We start from the raw sequence: 18,301 nt of genomic DNA, 5'->3' as shown, positions 1-18,301 counted from the left end.
ATATTCAATTTTTCTTACAAATAATCAAATGGGCTGTTTATTTGCTGTATACTTTTCGTACCTACATAGATCCGCATTTCAATAGTTTTACCGCTAGTAATAACTGATTATAGCCCATAAAAAAAGATGCTTAAGCATCTTTTTCTGTTTTAAATATGTCGCTATCAAAAAACTCTTTTAACGATATTCCAAAAGCTTTTGAAATTCGATTAATAGAATAGATTGTTGGCCCTCGCTTTATATCGTGTTTTTCCCATGCTTGAAAGTTTTGTCTATCAACTTCTACTTTAGAAGAAAGTTCGGTTTTATTTTGGCCGTGTTTCTCTCTAAGTTCCGTTAATCTCAACTTAATTTTTTCTCGTAGTATTATGTCTTCTTTTCTCAGCTGTGCCATATTGCAATAATGATATTTTTTAAAAATTTTATTGTAATGCATTTGCATTACAATAAAATTTTGTATTTTTGAAGCAGTTATAATATATTTGCGATTCTTCATGTAAAACATTTGAAGCATTCGCTTTGAATCTCGTTCCAAAAACTGGTAATTTTAGCACGCGAGATGATAAGTAAGATGCTCACGTCCCATGGCGTGGGCTCACTTATTCGTGTGCAGGTATACCAGTACCTTGGAGCGTTTAAGATGAGTTCCATGCCATTTTTTTTATACTATTGGCTCAATACTCCGCTTAAATTCTTAGCAACACTTCATAATTTTCATAGTCTCGCAGCAGTTTAACCCGCTAAAACCCGTATGCCTATGACCAAAATGCAATTACACAACTAAAACAGCCAACGCCTTGCGTTAATCGTGGTTTATATCACTAAACCACTCATTACCATTATGAAAAACCATCTTTTCTAAACTGGTATGCAATACCTATGCCAACTTTAAACGATTAACCACTCACTATTAACCATTAACTATAAAAAACCATGAATAAAATAACAAAGCCCCCTTAAAAAACCAACGCCTTGCGTTAACCGTGGTTTATATCATTAAACCACAAAATCCCAGTCAGGAAATCACCCTTTTCTTAACCGGTCAGGAATCCCTATGCCAACTTCTCGATACAATTTTATAAAAAGGCTATCGCTATTTTATAAAATCACTCGAAGTGACGGAGCTCAACGGAAATCAACCGACAACTGACAAGCGACAACTGATAACCGATAACAGCTAACTAAGAAACACCTGCACCGCACGATCCTTTGAGCAATTGATCTCATTAATTTAATTTGAATTTATTAATGGTGCAGGTTGTTTTAGCTAACCAAAAAACGAACTCAAAACCGATAACCGATAACAGACAACAGCCCCATAACCTACTAAATAACATGAAATATTACAAACAAATACAAGCCTTATTAATACTAGCATTTATAACATTGATATGCCTTTGGCTTTATGACTACGGAAGCTAAAGACAATTGAATTCCGGAAACATATGAAATAAGCTAGAATATAGAACAAAAGTTTCATCAAAATACGCTCTCATAAAAACCGCCCTTCTATTTTTATCCCAGAAAATCGAAGAATGGATTTAAGCCTTGGCCGAAGGGAGTGACCCCCGAGTCGAGTGCATAGCACGAGCGGCTGGGGTCGCGATAGGAAAATACATCCGAAGATTTTCAGGATAAAAATAGTCAGGCTAGCGTTTTTTGGTTCTTTTTTGGGCGATGCAAAAAAGAACAGTAATTAAAACCCCAACTGTTTATGGATAAAAATAAATTAATGTTTAATCACTAACAAAAGATCAACTATGACAGAGTAATAATAATAAAAGTGAGATTGCGTCGTACCTCGCAATGACTTTGTAAACAAAAAAGGCCCCCTAACCGTCTGGACAACTGAAGAGGACCATCGCAAAACAAAACTAACGTTTCATTAAACTAAACCAATATTATGAAAAATTCTTCATTTTACAACACAGCTTCGGCTTTATGCTACATAATCCTTATCGGGATTATCTTAAGTAGCAGCCCAGCCTTAGCAAAGAAACGCCTGAGGCCACAGCTGTCTGAACGACAGCAAAACCAAATAAGCGGTATCATAACCGATGGCAGAGCACCCTTGCCGGGCGTCACCATCGCCATAAAAAACCAAATCAACTACGTCGTTCTATCCGACTTTGATGGCAAATACAGCCTCCTGGCCAAAGCCAATGACACCTTAGTCGTGAGCTATATCGGTTATAAAACAGCCATAATCCCTATAAACTACCGCAAAAACATCCACATCCAATTGCAGGAGGACATCACCTCCTTGCAGGAAGTCCGCATCAATGCCGGTTACTATTCCGTCAAAGAAAAGGAACGCACTGGAAGCATCGCACGCATCACATCTAAGGATATAGAAACCCAGCCGGTGACCAATGTGCTGGCGACCATGCAGGGCAGGATGGCAGGGGTTGATATTGTGCAGGACAGCGGTTCTCCCGGGGGGTCTTTTAGCATTAAAATAAGGGGGCAAAACAGCTTGCGTGCTGATGGTAACCAGCCGTTGTATATTATTGACGGTGTTCCTTATTCATCGGAAACCATTGGTTCTACAGCTACTTCTGGTACTGCACCGACCATGACCAGTCCGCTGAATTCTATTAATCCCTCAGATGTTGAAAGTATAGAAGTTTTAAAGGATGCAGATGCTACAGCTATTTATGGTTCTCGAGGTGCTAATGGAGTGGTCTTGATTACAACAAAAAAAGGAAAGGCAGGAGTCACTCAGTTTAGTGTTAACTCCTCCAGCAGTTTTGGTACTGTGACCGATACTCCTAAACTTATGAATACCCAGCAATATCTCGCTATGCGAAAACAGGCCTTTGCTAATGATGGTGTAACTGTATATCCAAGTTCAGCTTATGATATAAATGGTACTTGGAGTCCGAATCGCTATACTGATTGGCAAGACAAGCTGATAGGGGGTACTGCTAGAATCTATAATTTGCAGGCGTCAGTATCCGGAGGTAGCTTGAGAACGCAATATTTGTTGAGCGGTAATTACCGCACCGAAACGACTGTTTTTCCGGGTGATTTTAAATACAGCAAAGGCTCGGCTCATTTTAATATGAACCATATGTCAGACGACGAACGTTTTAAAATGACTTTTTCGGGGAATTATACTTCGCAGAACAATAACCAGCCTTCGGTAGATTTAACCCCAGTGTCCCGAATATTGCCACCGAACGCTCCCGAGCTATATGATGCCAATGGTAATTTGAATTGGGAAAACGGCACATGGACGAATCCTTTAGCTGGACTGGAATCGGAATTTGAATCCCGCATCAATGATCTTGTTGCCAATGTAGTGCTGTCGTATCGTTTTGTTCCTAATCTGGAATTTAAGAGCAGCTTTGGCTTCACCGATTTGGATAACAATGAGAACCGCACACAGCCCTTCACGATGTACGACCCCTCTTTTGGCTTGGACAGCAAAACCTCGAGCATTACAACCAATTTGACGACCCGCAGTTCATGGATTGTGGAGCCGCAGCTTAATTATACCGCTGGGATTGGGAAAGGACATTTTGAAGTTTTATTGGGGAGTACTTTGCAAAATCAACGAACCGAACGTCTTTATCAATTTGGTTCTGGATTTGCTAGTAACAGTCTTATCCACGATTTGGCTTCGGCCACCATTAAGAATATACGGCTGAATGATGCAACCGTTTACAAATACGCGGCTCTTTTTGCCCGTTTGAATTACAATTGGGATACCCGTTATATGCTTAACCTGACCGGTCGTCGCGATGGTTCAAGCCGTTTTGGCCCCGGGAAACAATTTGCCACTTTTGGGGCTGTGGGAGCAGCTTGGCTGTTTTCGAACGAAGCTTTTTTGAAAGACAGCAAAGTGTTGAGTTTTGGAAAACTGCGTGCCAGTTACGGGAGTACGGGGAACGATCAAATAGGGGATTACCAGTTTCTAGATACTTATGTTTCAACGGGAAACAATTATCAGGGGATTGTGGGGTTACAGCCTGCCCGGTTGTTCAATCCTGAGTTTGGGTGGGAGAGTAACCAAAAGTTTGAAATGGCATTGGAAACGGGATTTTTTAAAGACCGCATTTTTCTGACTACGGCTTATTACTCGAATCGTTCTTCGAACCAACTAGTAGGGATGCCACTACCGGGAAGTACAGGATTTAGTACACTGTATGGGAATCTTGACGCTACGGTGCAGAACAGCGGATTTGAACTGACGTTGCGAACCATCAACCTGACCCAACAACTTAAATGGAGTACTAATTTTAATATATCGCTTAACCGCAATAAACTACTGTCCTATCCTGGACTAGAAAGTTCGACTTATGCCAATACTTATGTTGTAGGGGAGCCTACCAGTATTATGAAGGTGTATCATTATACAGGGATGAACCTGACTACAGCTGTTTATGAGTTTGAGGATATGAACCGTGACGGTCTCATTACTTCTTTGGGAGACAAACAGACATTGGTTAACTTGACGCCTAGTTATTTTGGTGGCTTAGAGAATCAGTTGCGGTATAAAGGGGCTCAGTTGGATTTTTTATTTCAGTTTGTGAAACAGCAGGCTTTTGCCCCACAGCCCGGAGTTCCAGGAGTAATGCAAAATCAACCAGAGAGTGTGAATAATCCCAATGCACAACAGCCTTATACAGCAGGGAAGAACGGAAATGTTGTTACAGCCTATTTTCGTTATGCAACTAGTGACGGTGCGGTCGAAGATGCGTCCTATATCCGACTTAAAAACATATCACTGACTTATGATCTGCCACTAAAATTTAGTAAAGGACTGCGTTGTCAATTGTACTGGCAGGGGCAAAACCTGCTGACTTTTACTAACTATTCCTATGGTGACCCTGAATTTAAGATGTCTAACAATTATCTGCCACCGTTGAAAGTGAATGCGATAGGAGTGAAGCTGAGTTTTTAATCTAATATTTTAATCATGAAAAATTATATAAAACCTATAATACTATTTATTGCATTCTTCCCTTTTGTGGGATGTGACGATTTTGTGGATGTTGCAGTTCCTTACTCGCAACTCACCGGAAACCTTGTTTTTGAAGATGCTAATACGGCCAATGCTGCCATAGCGGATATTTATTCCAAACTAAGAGATACTGGTATGCTGACCGGAAGCAGTCTTGGTTCTGCTGCCTGTTTAGGCTTATATGCAGATGAACTGGTTTATTATGGGGCAAATAATGAAAACAGCTTGTTTATTTATAATAATACACTGTTGGGCAATACGGCTGCAGTTTCACAATTGTGGAACCAAAGTTATCATCAGATATATTGTGCGAATGCCATTATTGAAGGATGCGAGCGGTCACAAACACTTAGTACAGCCAATAAGAACCAGTTTATTGGGGAGGCTGTTTTTATAAGAGCGCTGATTCATTTTTACCTGACTAACCTTTATGGTGATGTCCCTTATATTGACGCTACGAACTATGAAACTAACCGCCTGTTGCCCCGTATGCCTGTAGCCACTGTATCTGCTTCCATTATTGCCGATTTGAATCGGGCGATTGCTTTGCTGCCAGAAAACTACTTGTCAGCCGACAGGGTGAGGCCAAACCGCTCTACGGCAATTGCCTTACTAGCGAGGGTTTATCTTTATAAAGGCGATTGGGCAGAAGCTGCCAATGCGGCTTCCGCAGTTTTGAATAACCCAATTTATGTTTGGGAAAACAATATTGATAAAACATTTTTGAAGGAGTGTAAGGCTACCATTTGGCAATTCATTCCAAAGGTGGCTGGCAATAATACCGATGAAGGAGCCTTGTTTATCTTGAAGAGCGGACCTCCAACTTTCGCAGGATTGCGTCCTGAACTATTTCAGTCCTTTGGTAGCAATGACCTTAGAAAAACACGTTGGATTGCTTCTGTAACCGATGGCAAGACCACTTGGTATCATGCCAACAAATACAAGCAAAAAAGCAATACAGGAACCTCGGTGGAATATTCCATTATTTTTAGACTGGCCGAGCAATACCTTATCAGGGCAGAAGCCCGCGCTAGACAAGGGGAATTGATAGGAGCAAAAGAAGACTTAAATGTAGTGCGGAAAACGGCTGGATTGTCCAATACTACTGCCGTTACAGCTGATGCCATTGTGGCTGCCGTTATCCAGGAAAGGCGATTTGAATTGTTTACCGAATCTGGACACCGTTTTTTTGACTTAAAAAGAAACGGTGCACTTGACAGTGTGCTTCCCACTGTTAAACCGGGATGGAACAGTACTGATGTCTTATGGCCTATACCGGAAAAGGAGCTATTGGCCAATCCGAATCTTGTTCAAAATTTAGGCTACTAATGAAAAGTTCTTTTTTCTCGGCTATTTACTGCATCATTGCCATAACTCTGATTGGATTAGTTCCCTGTCCCGTTTTGGGGCAGGCGCTAAGCCAAAAGCCACTTACAGAAGCTGATTATGGGCTTTGGGGAACGATGGGAGCGGAGCAAATTTCGCCTAAAGGGGAATGGGCAGGTTACCGCATGTCTTATGAGGGGAATGTTGACACTCTGTTTGTTGTCCATACACAAACGCATAGGCGGTATTTTTTTCCGGGAGCGAGTGTGGGAAGATTTAATGGAGAACGGATTTTTGCTTACAGCCAAAAAGATGTATTGGCAGTAGTTGATCTGGATAGCGGTCAGGAAAGTAGAATCCCTGGTGTAGAGCGTTATAACTTTTCAGCAGATGGGCATTATCTTGTCACACTGGAAAAAGAACAGGGAAGCCAGCTTGTGATTCGGAAAGACGGGAAGCTTATTGATGTGATTGCCAACGTGACGGAATTTCGTTGGAATGATGCCAATAGTATACTAGTTTATGCAACTGAGGCAAATGGTTCAGGGATGGCGGGTTATTTGGTCTTAGAGGGCGCTTATGCCAGACACCCCATTGTTTCATCATCTGCTAAGGCTTTTAAGGTTCTTAGATGGGAGCATAAAGGAAAAGAAGTTGCCTTTTTTGGCGTTAATGAAAGGAAAACAGAATTGTATCGTTATGATATTGTTTCGGATAGGCTGGACGTTTTAAAAAGTACAGATGCTATTTTTCCCACTTCTATGCGAATTGATCCTGACCAAAACGTGGAACTGAGCTTGTCTCGGGATGGTGAAAAGGTATTTTTTGGGATAACTGCCTCAACGGCGAATGACAATAGCATGCCAGAAGATGCTGTTGAGGTTTGGCATGCGAAAGATAAAAGGATTTATCCCAAGCGGAAACTGGCGGCTAAAGTAAAGCACCCAGAATTTCTTGCGGTTTGGTATCCTAAACGTAATCGTGTACACCAAATTACCACAGCAGACCAACCTTGGGCAATGTTTAACGGTACGCAAGATTATGCCCTTGTGGCTTCCCCTTTGCAATATGAGCCTAAAACTAAATGGTTTGCCGATATGGATTATTATTTGGTACATACTGAAACCGGTACACGGGAATTGTTATTGAAGGAACAGTCGGGGTTCATAGACATGATGGGTATTTCACCTGATGGACGTTATATTAATTACTATAAAGAAAGTAATTGGTGGGTTTATGACCTAAAAAGAAAAAAACATACAAATGTCACTAAAGGGCTTGATGTAAGTTGGGATAACAAGGCCAGCGACCCCGGAAACGAATTGAAAGTTTGGGGGCAGCCCGGCTGGACAGCTGACCATAGATGGGCATTGTATTATGATTATTATGATATTTGGGCGATTTCTCCTGACGGACTGGAGCGCAAACGGCTCACAAACGGTAAAGAAAGGCAGTTGCGTTTACGCTTTGATGCGTTGACCACTTCTTATCGACAACCATCAAATATTAAGGGGCGAGGTATTTATTGCTATGACCTTTCCAAAAAAATGTTGCTTACAGTCCTTGATTTGTATGATGGCGCTAACGGGTACTATATGCTAGAATTTAAAAAAGGGATATCGCCAGTCGCGATGGACAGCAGTTCTATTACTAAACTAAAAAAGGCCAAAGAGAGTGATGCCTTTATCTATGTAAGGCAGCGATTTGATCAGTCACCTTGTCTGATGTTTCGGAAAAGTATAGACCAACCGGAGACTATTTTAGCACAAAGCAACCCACAACAAGAAAGGTACCAATGGGGAAAATCGAAAATGATTCATTATACCAACAGCAAAGGCAGGCTGTTGAACGGAGCATTGTTTTATCCTGCAGGATATGAGTCCTCCAAACGGTATCCTATGGTAGTTTATATTTATGAAACTGTATCACGTGATGTCAACAGCTATGTGAATCCAACCTTACAAAACATAATAGGGTTCAATATCACGAATCTGACCTCTAAGGGCTATGCCGTGCTATTGGCCGATATCGCTTTTGAAAAGGGCAATACAGGATTTTCGGCTGTAGATTGCGTGACGATGGCCGTTTCTAAAGTTATTGAAATGGGAATAGCCAATGCCGGAAGAATTGGATTGATTGGACATTCGTTCGGGGGCTATGAGACTAATTTTATTATTACAGAGACAAATATGTTTGCCACAGCAATCAGCGGTTCAGGAATTCCGGATTCGATAGGACATTATTTCACGTTAAACTCGGAATGGAATACTGCAGATGACTGGCGGTATGAAAACCAGCAATTTCGAATGGGTGTTTCTTTTTTTGAGAATCGAGAAGCCTATTATCGTAATTCGCCATTGTTTAATGCCGGGAGCATTACAACCCCTTTATTGACTTGGGCAGGTAAACAGGATACAAATATCCAGCCGAGACAGGCTATTACTTTTTATAATGCAATGAGGCGTCTACAAAAAGAACATGTGATGTTGGTATACCCGAATGGTGGGCATGTTTTAAATGATCCAAAAGACCAGAAGGATTTGACACATAAAGTAGAAGAGTGGTTGGGGTTTTATTTGAAGGGGGAAGTTAAAATGGATTGGATGAAGGTGGATCATGAGAAGTAATTTTATTGCTTGTTAAATGTTGACTGTTAATAGAAAGTTATTGAAAACAGATTAAACAGATTGAACAGTTTGTTACGGATTTTTTATTGGACTTGAAAATAATATGCAGTTTCCAAGAGAGGAAACTGCATATTATAATTGCATGGATTAGTTTTCTACTCTGTATAAACTCACATTACAGGCATTTGATTCGTCTTTATCAAAAACGCGTTTAGGAATTGCTTCAATGGTCATACAGGCTTGTGTTGAGGCTGTTGTTACACAATCAACTTCATCAACTGGATCACAGTTTTGAGCTGAAGGATTTTGGATGTATCCTTGAATCAATACTGTTTTTTTTGACTCCTTGATTTTAGCTTCATTAGTGCTAACCGCTGCAGCACTCGCTAATGTGAATGCCAATACAGGCAGAATCACTTTTACAATTGTTTTCATGATAATAAAATTAAGTTACAAATTTGACTTACTCTTTTTTACAGGTTTTCAGTCTCAATCCTGTTACTAGGCCCAGTAAAATTTTTATATTTTTTTGTGTTTTGTACCCTAGTTTTGGGAACACTAAATAAATTTTTGCTCAAACGGTATTTATGTAGTTGATGACCTATGATTGCATACAAATTGTTTCCCGATACCGATATAGATTGTACTTTGACCTCATTGACATCATAGATGTAGATGCTAGACAAATAGGTATTTTGCTGAATGTCATACACATCTACAATGGATGCTTGTTCCCACATTTTTTTTGATTCGTAGCGTCCGATTAGTTTTGAATTGACAAAGAGTAAATTGCCTGAAACAGCAATTAGCTGATTGACCGTTGATGGAGGAGAAGCGATTTTTCGTTGTCCTGTCTCTTTGATAAATACTACTTTGAGTTTTGCTTTGGTGGTAGTGTCTATAGTGTTAGCACGATAACTCAAGTTGAGCTTGCTGTCTGTTATAATAAACTGGTTTCTATAATAATATGCATATATTAATTTTTGTAGTTGGTTATCATACTGCATACTGCCATCAGTATCAAAGAAGCCATCAATTTGTTTTTGAAGCAGGCTAGGAGCATATTGTACCTGCAGACTATCGGAGAATGTAAAAGTTCCCAGAATGTTGTTTAGTGATTTTAATTGCTGTGCCCGGAAAGCAATTTTGTCTGGAGCGATAATTTCGGCTTTAGAAAAATAGTAATTGTTGCTGTGCATCAGTAGTTTTCCTTTCCAGTCGGCTGTTTTTCCTCTGAAAATAACCGGCACGGTTCCATCCATCAGGAAAAAGTAGGGTGGTTGTACACGTACCTGAACGGAACTGAAGGGAAAGTCTTCCCGCTCTAATTCAATTTTGTAATGCTTTTTTTCTTTTAAGGTACTGTCGTAAGCTTTAATATGTAAGGGAGCTATATTATCACCAAGAAAAATCATATTGCCATCTGTACCTGCAAAGTATTTGGAATTACTCTTTAAATCTGCTTCAGCAATTTTTGTAGCTGAACCTTGAATAAATCGTCGAATAAATGGATTTTCACGATGCATTGTATTTTCTGAAGTCAGGTACAACAGCACTATTAATATGGAGCCTGTAAAAGTGATTAATGCTAATTTCAGGAATGTTTTCTTTTTATGCGAAGAAACAATAAGGCTGCCTAATCCCGCCAATATAGTAAATCCAATATTTAAAATTAAATGCTCTTTCCAACCTAGTTGCTCTAAGATTCCACCGCAGGAGCAAGGAACAAATGATGAATAATTTAGTATGACAACTATGTATACCGTAAATAGTAACATCAAGCCAAAAGATGATAAAAGGCCAATAAAACGAGTTTTAGGAATGGCAAGAAGTAAAGCAATTATAAATTCGACTGTTAAAACAGAATAGGATATAAATCCCGTATAAGCGCTTAATAAAGGGGATTGCCCCAATTGTGCCTGAAAGTTTTGAAATTCCAGGAGTTTGCTCAGGGCACTGTATACGAATAGTAGAATCAATAAAACACTTATTGTTTCGACTATTGTTTCTTTACTTTTAAGACTATAATTTTTCATGATTCTACAGAATTAACACTGTAAAATTCTAATTATTAGATCATTATGCTATTTCGTTTCGGGAGTATTTGTATGCAAAAGCTAAATGTTACCAAAATGATTATTCATTAGTAATACGATTGTCTCGCTGGAGTGTACTTGGCAAGTAATTAAATCGTTTTTTGAATGATTTGTAAAAGTTGACGTAGTTGGTAAAACCACTCATTATCGCTATTTCATTTATAGGAATGCTGCTTTGTTCGATCAGCAGATGTGCTTTTTGGAGTCGCTGTTCATTATAAAATTGGAAAATACTGCTATTAAAAAAATCCCGGAAACTTTTTTTGATTTTAAATTCATTAGTTCCAAAAATTAGAGACAAATCTTTTGCACTTGGTAGCGGCTCCTCTAGATGGACTATGATATATTCAGACACTCTTTGAGCCAAAATAGCAGCCGATTTTGTTGGCGAATCAATATTTCCTAGAAGATTTGCCTTCGTATCATCTGGAATGATGGTTGAGGTATTTATTATAAATTTGTTGGTATAAATTAATCTGGAAATAGTACAGAAAGAAGAAATGGCATGTTTGTAAGGAGTGAGGAATAGAAGTTGTTGTGTTGTACTGAAATTACTATCTTTTCTGAGTTGATTTTTTATTTGATCCCATTGATGGTGAGATTGTCCGGAAAGCATCTTTTTAAAATCGATTCCTACTAAGTCTTCAGCGGCATATTTTATAAATAGGGGCACATCAGAACTAAAGCCTCTGATCTTAAAGTGGTTGTTTAAAAGTATCGTGATCCGCACCAGGTTTTGGTAACCACAGGACGTGTTGATGCAAGCCGAGTTTACTAGAACAGTATGTAATTCTTCGGCAAACGTATTGAGCTTTTCAGCTATCTTGCCGAGTTCGTCGTTTGGATCAGTTTCTAAAATTCTAAAGGAAAGATTACCGGATGCCATTTGAAACAGCATTTGGTAAATCGCCTTGATACGTCTTTGTGTTTTTTGATTTTCCATTTGATATATAGTAAGGAAGTGATTGCGGAGTATCAAGACAACTGCATGAGGAAAAAAACAAAACTAGATGATGTAATTATTATTTACTAAAAGTATAGTGTTCAATTCGCGAATTGCATATACCTAATTCGCGAATTGAACACCAATAAAAAGAGAAAATAAAGGCTGTTATTGCCGCGATCCAATTCCCCTTAGCTTCCGCAGCCGAACGCCAAATATTTGAAGAATACCTATGCCTCCCAACACCCACCACCCACAACCCACAGTCATCCTGAGCTTGCCGAAGGACACAACCCACCACCCACCACCCACCACCCACCACCCACCACTCACAGTCATCCTGAGCTTGCCGAAGGACACAACCCAACACCCAACACCCAACACCCAACACCCAACACCCAACACCCAACACCCAACACCCACAACCCACAACCCACAACCCACAATAAAAAATGCCCTAATCCAAACGGATAGGGCATTTTAAATCTAGCTTTAATAGCCTAAAAAATACAACATTTAGACTATTTCTTGCGCTTCTTCATACCATTTTTCAAGACCAAAGAAATAACAAAACTTACAACAGTGCCAATAATAGCAAGCAATACAGTTTTCAAAACATCTTCAGAACTTAAATTGGGTAACACACTCAGGAAAGTACCACCAGCGGTAGTACACCACGTCGAATTAGGGACTGTCATAAGCATCTTCATTATAAGTAGTAATCTGACTCACTACCGACAGAACACCGCCTGCAACAGCCAAATAACCACCAATGCTACTGATGACAACAGGCAAAGCAATAGGAGCTGCCAAAATAGTACCGCCTATACCAGCCAGAGACAACCCAATAGTGCGAAGCACTCTAAAAAACTTCGGTGTGGGAGCTTTTGCTCTTTTTAATACATTCATAATAATTTCATTTTAAGATTTTACAATTAAGCGTACAATCTGATTTTCGTTCAAAACAGCATAAACCAAATCTTTCAGCTTACAAAAGGCTTTTCTGGACATCAAGCCTAAACCCGAGCCACAAAGTGTCGTTACAGGAGCAATGCAGCCTTGCAATTCTTGCTGGGCATTATTGGCAGGATGAATGAGAATCAAACTCCTGCTGGGGACATTAATAATCTCCAAATGCCATCGAAATTTACTGCTGTAACGCCTGTTGATAAAATATTCCCCTTCCGGAATGCAGGAAACTGTTGCTTGGTTTTCTTTCCAAGGCAATTCAATAGTATGACAGATGAATTGACCCTCCTGTTCTAGTTTACCATTAGTTCCGTCAGGGAAATAAGTTCTGGATAGTACCAAGATCATCTTATAATCCGCTTACTTGTACTAAGGCGAGGGGATTATTAGCTCCATTTTTTAAGGAGTACATCTGCCCATTGACTTCTTGATAAAACGCAATACCCAAAGCAAGAAACAAAGGTTTTGTACTTGCTGGAGTAACAGAATTACTTTGACTAATGGGTGCAGTAGCAACAGCATCCCAAGGTAGTAGAGCAGTTTCAGAATGGGATACTACAAACTTTTCTGCTTCAAAATCAATCTCAGCTGCTGCCGAAACAATTTTGTAATGGGTAGTGCCACCTGGCGCGGCAATCATGTTTATCGGGATAAAAGGAGCAAGGCTTATGCTCAAATCACCGCTGCTACGATCAATACTGCTTTCAAAAGGAGCAAATAAGATAGTGCCTAATTTTCCTGTGATATTAAAATCAAAACCACTCAGTAGTTCTGCCTCACCGTCAATAACATTGCGCAATCCCCTGGCACTGGTCATATCTGCCTGAATAACTTTGACCATCTGTTGGGTAAGCCTGCTAACCATTTTGCCGTCAGAGGAATGAATGAGTATCGGACGTAAAGCAGATCTCAAAATCTTGCCTGCCTTTCCGGCTCTGCCAAATTCAGCACCATTTTCTCTTGTTCTCTGAAAAGCAGGGTCGTTGGCAATTCTGCTGGCGTCAATGCCACCTCGCTCTCGGGCGATATAACCGTCCTTGGTTTTATAGAAAGTAATGTCTCCTAAAGTACCTTTCAATTTAATTATGCCTCTCTGTTTTGCCATAATTTCTAAGTTTTAATGTTAATAATAAGTCGATCAATCAATTCATTTTAGATAATCGTTGCAACTGAATCTTGAATGATTAAACCAAAGATTCAGACATTAAATTCATATTTCAAACACAACTATTTAGAAACCAGCTATAAACAACCATAATCGACTATTTTAATACATAAGACCAAAGGGTAATTGCTTATGTTTGTACTGTACTTTTCATAAGCATCAAAACCTCGCTGTACGAGTCTCCCAACAACCATCAGCACCAAACACTTATCACCCACGACCCACAACTCACGACTCACGACTCACAGTCATCCTGAGCTTGCCGAAGGACACAACCCACAACCCACAACCCACAACCCACAACCCACAACCCACAACCCACAACCCACAACCCACAACTCACAACTCACGACTCACAACCGACAACTCACTACTCACTACTCACGACTCACTACTCACGACTCACAACCCACAACTCACAACCCACAACCGACAACTATCAGCACTGAAAACTGAACACCAATTGTTTTAAGGTAAAAAGCTAAAGAATAATTACTTATGTTTGTACAACACCCTTCATCCTGATCAAAGCCTAGGCAAAGGCATGGATAGTGTATGAAGAGTGTATGAAGAGTGTATTAAAACTAGAATAGTGATAGCAAGAGGCACAAGGGTATGTATTTATCCTAAAGATGTGCAATGCATTATGGGTAAGGAATATCCGCAAGCGAGATTGTATTTATTGAAGATCAAGAAACATCTCAATAAACAACCGCATCAATTAATTTCAATTGAAGAATTCTGCGAATATACTGGACTCAAAGTAGAACATGTAGTGCGTTGCATAATAGGATAGTAGAGCAGCTGGAGACTGCTACATCCCTGAAAACAATCACAACCAGTTCAATAAGCAGTCTGATTATTAGTCAGCTCTATAAAATAGGACGCTCCCCTAAGAACGCTATAATCCAAAGTCAACTGACAAAGGACGAGCACAACAATACAAACTTAGATTGATAAATGCTGTTTTTAACTTTTGAGCATAAAAAAACCCTAGTAAAAACTAGGGTTTTGTGACCTCGACTGGATTCAAACCAGTAACCTCTTGAGCCGTAATCAAGTGCGCTATTCAGTTGCGCCACGAGGCCTTTTATGATGCTAAAGGCGTTTTTATAATTGCTTATATTCAACCTGTTTGCGGGTGCAAATATAGGGATAAATGTATAATCTGCAAGCCTAAAATCGAATAAAAATAAAAAAAAATAAAGGAACCAAATTATGTGTGTGATATTCAATGATTTCCAATAAAATAAATTTTACAAAAACGAATTGTTTTTTCGCCATTAGCTCTGCTATCTGAGGAAAACAGCCTTAAATCAGGATTGCAATACCTCAAAATACGGAGAAAACAGCAGCTGCTCCATAGCTTGCAACTAGCGCAAAGCCCGACTTGTCACATAATAGCGATAACCAATGAGTACCATTTGCCATTTTTTGGCCTTCGCCAAATCCAATCCGCGCTTGCTGAAACTAGGTAAAATCAGTTTGTTAATTTGAGCTAATACTTTAAACATAAGGTTTTAATTTGGGCTAAAGATATAAAAAAAGACCGTCTTGATGAGAGACGGTCTTTTGGGGAGATTAGAACTATTTTTTCGCATGCAACTGGGACTGATATTCTTCCATTTGTTGCTCGTATACTTTCATTTTCTTTTCAAATGCTTTCATCTCAGCGTTAAAAGGTTCCATCTGTTTTTCAAATTCCTCCATTTGTTTTTCAAAAGCGGCCATACTAGGGGCTGCCTTTTGCATTTTTTGCTCATATTCTTGCATTTGATTTTCAAATTGCTTCCACGCTTTTTTATCTCCATTGATCGGGTCTCCTTTGGGCGCTTTAGGGGCCTTTGGAAAATTAGGCGCTTTTGGAGTTTTAAAAGTGAAATTCGGCGGTGTTGGTGGAGTAGGCGGTACCGGAGCTTGAATGTTGTTTAAAGATTGATTAGTGGATCTTGTTATTATTTTGATCGTTTTTTTATTAGACCCCGTCTTGTTTACATCCATTTGCTTTATGGTGTTTTGATTGAGCTCATCCAATTCTTTTTTGCTGACTCTCTCTCCGTCAATGTATATTTCTGTGTCATCGGGTATGCCTTGAGTGTTGCGGCTAATGATTTTGATAGTAGACTTACCACCGTTTTTACTTACATCCATAGTGGCAATACGGTTTGGATCTAAATTGTCCATCTCTGCTTTGCTTACTTTTTTACCATCGATAAAGATTTCAGTTTGATCATCCTTGTTTGAGGTATGAACTTTTATGACCTTTGTTTTCTTTACCGTGTCATTTGCAATTACATTGATTTCCGTGGCAGATTTTAAGCTGCTTGTTTCCTGGTTCGAACTTAAGTTACTAGTTTGTTGCTGAGCATCTTCTTTTATACTTTTCTCCTGAGCGATGACTTCAATTTGAAAGAATAAAACAAAGGCAATAAGTGCCGGTAATACCGAAAAGTACTTCCAATAATGGCTTTTTTTTGATTGATTTTTGTTTAACATAACGATTCGTTTTTTGATTAATGATTGATAAAAATGATTACTGATGGCAACACAATTTTCCTGTGTTGTTATTTTTAAAAGCGTGATTTGATAGGCTTTTTTGTCCGATATTTTCTTCGAGGCTTCGCTATCGGCTATGAATTCAAGGTTTTGCATGATGGCATTTTTGTAGAACCATACTATAGGATTGAACCAGAATACAACACAAAACAGTCGTGAAATTAAAACATCTAATGTGTGATTTTGCTCGCTGTGCACTTTTTCGTGCTCTAAAATCGATTCTAATTCCAACTTGCTATATAAGGAAGAATTATAAACGATGGTATTAAAGAAGGAAAAGGGAGCCACATTAGCTGTTAGATCAATAAATTTAAAATCGGCTTGTTGATGAATGGCTTTGTTTTTCAATATTTTGGTCAAACTATAAAAATCCAAAGCGAACACTATTAAAAACAATAATAAACCTATGCCATAGCCGATAGCCAGCACCAAATACCAATTGATTTCGAAACCAGTATTTTCCATTGGAGCGCTTACAGGAACATTCGACCAATCTATAGCTGCCGGACTTGGATCAACCCAAATTGTTTTTGTAAAAATAACAAAGGGCAATAGTGCCGATGTAATTAATCCAGCTAATAAAAACCAACGGTTAGAGGTAAAAAAGGTTTCTTTTCGGAGCAAAAAATAATAAGCCAAAAAGAACATGGCCATTAATCCGCTTGATTTAATGAGGTAAATAGATAGTGTCTCCATTGCTTTGCTGTATTGAAGGCGCCTTTTTTTAGAATAGCACCATTTATAGTTTACTTATAAATAACTATTTCGCCTCTTTGGGATTTTCAATCATCTCCAATATTTCCCGAAGCTCTTTGGCCGTAATTTTCTCCTCTTTGGCAAAAAAGGAAACCATGTTTTTATACGAACTATTGAAATAATTGTCAATAGCATTAGTCATGAACTTTTTTCGATAGTCTTCAATAGTGACAATAGGGAAGTACTGATGGCTGTTGCCAAAGGCATGGTGGGAAACATATCCTTTTTCTTCCAGATTGCGTACAATGGTAGAAAGGGTGTTATAATGAGGCTGATCCTCGGTAATCTCTGCCATGACTTCCTTTACAAAAGCTTTTTTAAGCTTCCATAAAATGTGCATGATTTCCTCTTCTTTGTTAGTTAACTTTTGCATAGCTTTATAGGTATTTGGGCGTTACCCTACGGGTCAGGCTATCGGCTTTATCTCTTCGTTTCTCTACGAGGATATCGCCTTCTATCCTTAACGCAATCCAAACATACAACTATATTTTTAGTTACACAACTATAAAAGTAGTTATTTAACTATTTTTTAAGTTAAAGCCATTGATTGTAATCTTTGAAGTACACCTAACCCCCCCCCCCCGACAACTATCAGCACTGAATACTGAACACTATTCACTCACAACTCCTCAACCGCCCTTAAATTAAAAACATAGAAAAACAACGATAAAACGACGTGGCAGCAGTCCGCGAGTTGAGGACGAAGGACGAACGGCTCGGGCTGCGGAACATTTGAAATTAAAAGGAGGACTGCCAGTGGCAGTCAGGTAAAAACTATAATCCTTTTTAAGTTTTGAATCCCGATAGATTCTGTGTTGATTTCCTAATAAATCTAAATTTTATTTTTATCGGGAAGCTTTTTTTTATGTTTAATATTCTTAATTTTGTCGTCTA

Annotated in this window: 15 protein-coding genes and 1 tRNA gene; 4 read left to right on the top strand and 12 right to left on the bottom strand. The window is 39.1% G+C overall.

Annotated elements, in window-relative coordinates; genetic code table 11:
• Positions 1-130: 130 nt before the first annotated feature.
• Positions 131-535: a helix-turn-helix transcriptional regulator gene (locus tag BUB25_RS16020; protein ID WP_139256926.1), complete on the bottom strand. Its 405-nt coding sequence runs from the start codon at positions 533-535 to the stop codon at positions 131-133.
• Positions 536-1,903: 1,368 nt separating this feature from the next.
• Here BUB25_RS16020 and BUB25_RS16015 point away from each other — a divergent pair.
• The 3 genes from BUB25_RS16015 to BUB25_RS16005 are packed head-to-tail and all read left to right on the top strand — an operon-like array spanning position 1,904 to position 8,922.
• Positions 1,904-4,909: a SusC/RagA family TonB-linked outer membrane protein gene (locus BUB25_RS16015; RefSeq protein WP_072946126.1), complete on the top strand. Its 3,006-nt coding sequence runs from the start codon at positions 1,904-1,906 to the stop codon at positions 4,907-4,909.
• 15 nt (positions 4,910-4,924) lie between these two features.
• Positions 4,925-6,298, top strand: a complete 1,374-nt coding sequence (locus tag BUB25_RS16010; RefSeq protein WP_072946124.1) for a RagB/SusD family nutrient uptake outer membrane protein — start codon at positions 4,925-4,927, stop codon at positions 6,296-6,298.
• On the top strand, positions 6,298-8,922 hold the full coding sequence (locus BUB25_RS16005; protein ID WP_072946123.1) for an alpha/beta hydrolase family protein: 2,625 nt from the start codon (positions 6,298-6,300) through the stop codon (positions 8,920-8,922). Before BUB25_RS16010 ends, BUB25_RS16005 begins: the two co-directional genes overlap by 1 nt.
• Before the next feature lie 147 nt (positions 8,923-9,069).
• On the opposite strand, the gene BUB25_RS16000 is transcribed toward BUB25_RS16005, so the two are convergent.
• The 7 genes from BUB25_RS16000 to BUB25_RS15965 all read right to left on the bottom strand — a co-directional run bounded on the left by BUB25_RS16000 (position 9,070) and on the right by BUB25_RS15965 (position 14,035).
• Complete coding sequence (locus BUB25_RS16000) at positions 9,070-9,357, bottom strand: DUF6520 family protein (RefSeq protein WP_072946121.1); 288 nt, start codon at positions 9,355-9,357, stop codon at positions 9,070-9,072.
• Positions 9,358-9,395: 38 nt separating this feature from the next.
• On the bottom strand, positions 9,396-10,958 hold the full coding sequence (locus BUB25_RS15995) for a DoxX family protein (protein WP_072946119.1): 1,563 nt from the start codon (positions 10,956-10,958) through the stop codon (positions 9,396-9,398).
• Positions 10,959-11,058: 100 nt separating this feature from the next.
• Complete coding sequence (locus BUB25_RS15990; protein ID WP_072946117.1) at positions 11,059-11,961, bottom strand: helix-turn-helix domain-containing protein; 903 nt, start codon at positions 11,959-11,961, stop codon at positions 11,059-11,061.
• 521 nt (positions 11,962-12,482) lie between these two features.
• Positions 12,483-12,659 (bottom strand): hypothetical protein, encoded by a 177-nt coding sequence (locus BUB25_RS15980; RefSeq protein WP_106357611.1) that lies wholly within the window; start codon positions 12,657-12,659, stop codon positions 12,483-12,485.
• On the bottom strand, positions 12,646-12,870 hold the full coding sequence (locus BUB25_RS15975; RefSeq protein ID WP_072946112.1) for a hypothetical protein: 225 nt from the start codon (positions 12,868-12,870) through the stop codon (positions 12,646-12,648). Before BUB25_RS15975 ends, BUB25_RS15980 begins: the two co-directional genes overlap by 14 nt.
• Positions 12,871-12,882: 12 nt before the next feature.
• A complete protein-coding gene (locus BUB25_RS15970) occupies positions 12,883-13,278 on the bottom strand; it encodes a DUF5675 family protein (protein WP_072946110.1) in 396 nt (131 codons plus the stop codon).
• Position 13,279: 1 nt separating this feature from the next.
• Positions 13,280-14,035, bottom strand: a complete 756-nt coding sequence (locus tag BUB25_RS15965; RefSeq protein WP_072946108.1) for a hypothetical protein — start codon at positions 14,033-14,035, stop codon at positions 13,280-13,282.
• A 652-nt stretch (positions 14,036-14,687) separates the two neighbouring features.
• On the opposite strand from BUB25_RS15965, the gene BUB25_RS15955 reads away from it, so the two are divergent.
• Positions 14,688-14,891, top strand: coding sequence for a hypothetical protein (locus BUB25_RS15955; protein ID WP_072946107.1), 204 nt, complete (start codon positions 14,688-14,690; stop codon positions 14,889-14,891).
• Between the two features lie 218 nt (positions 14,892-15,109).
• On the opposite strand, the gene BUB25_RS15950 is transcribed toward BUB25_RS15955, so the two are convergent.
• From BUB25_RS15950 to BUB25_RS15935, 4 genes are all read right to left on the bottom strand, one after another.
• Positions 15,110-15,183 (bottom strand) — tRNA-Arg (locus BUB25_RS15950).
• 285 nt (positions 15,184-15,468) lie between these two features.
• The gene (locus BUB25_RS16785; protein ID WP_072946105.1) at positions 15,469-15,609 is read right to left on the bottom strand and encodes an SsrA-binding protein; all 141 of its coding nucleotides are present in this window, start codon (positions 15,607-15,609) and stop codon (positions 15,469-15,471) included.
• A gap of 73 nt (positions 15,610-15,682) precedes the next feature.
• Positions 15,683-17,347, bottom strand: coding sequence for a M56 family metallopeptidase (locus BUB25_RS15940; protein ID WP_072946103.1), 1,665 nt, complete (start codon positions 17,345-17,347; stop codon positions 15,683-15,685).
• A 64-nt stretch (positions 17,348-17,411) separates the two neighbouring features.
• Positions 17,412-17,780, bottom strand: coding sequence for a BlaI/MecI/CopY family transcriptional regulator (locus BUB25_RS15935; RefSeq protein ID WP_072946101.1), 369 nt, complete (start codon positions 17,778-17,780; stop codon positions 17,412-17,414).
• Positions 17,781-18,301: the final 521 nt, after the last annotated feature.

This window comes from Flavobacterium granuli (genome assembly GCF_900129705.1).
Lineage (GTDB): Bacteria > Bacteroidota > Bacteroidia > Flavobacteriales > Flavobacteriaceae > Flavobacterium > Flavobacterium granuli.
The sequence above is the reverse complement of the archived record's forward strand: the minus strand, read 5'-3'. Positions and strand labels throughout refer to the sequence as shown.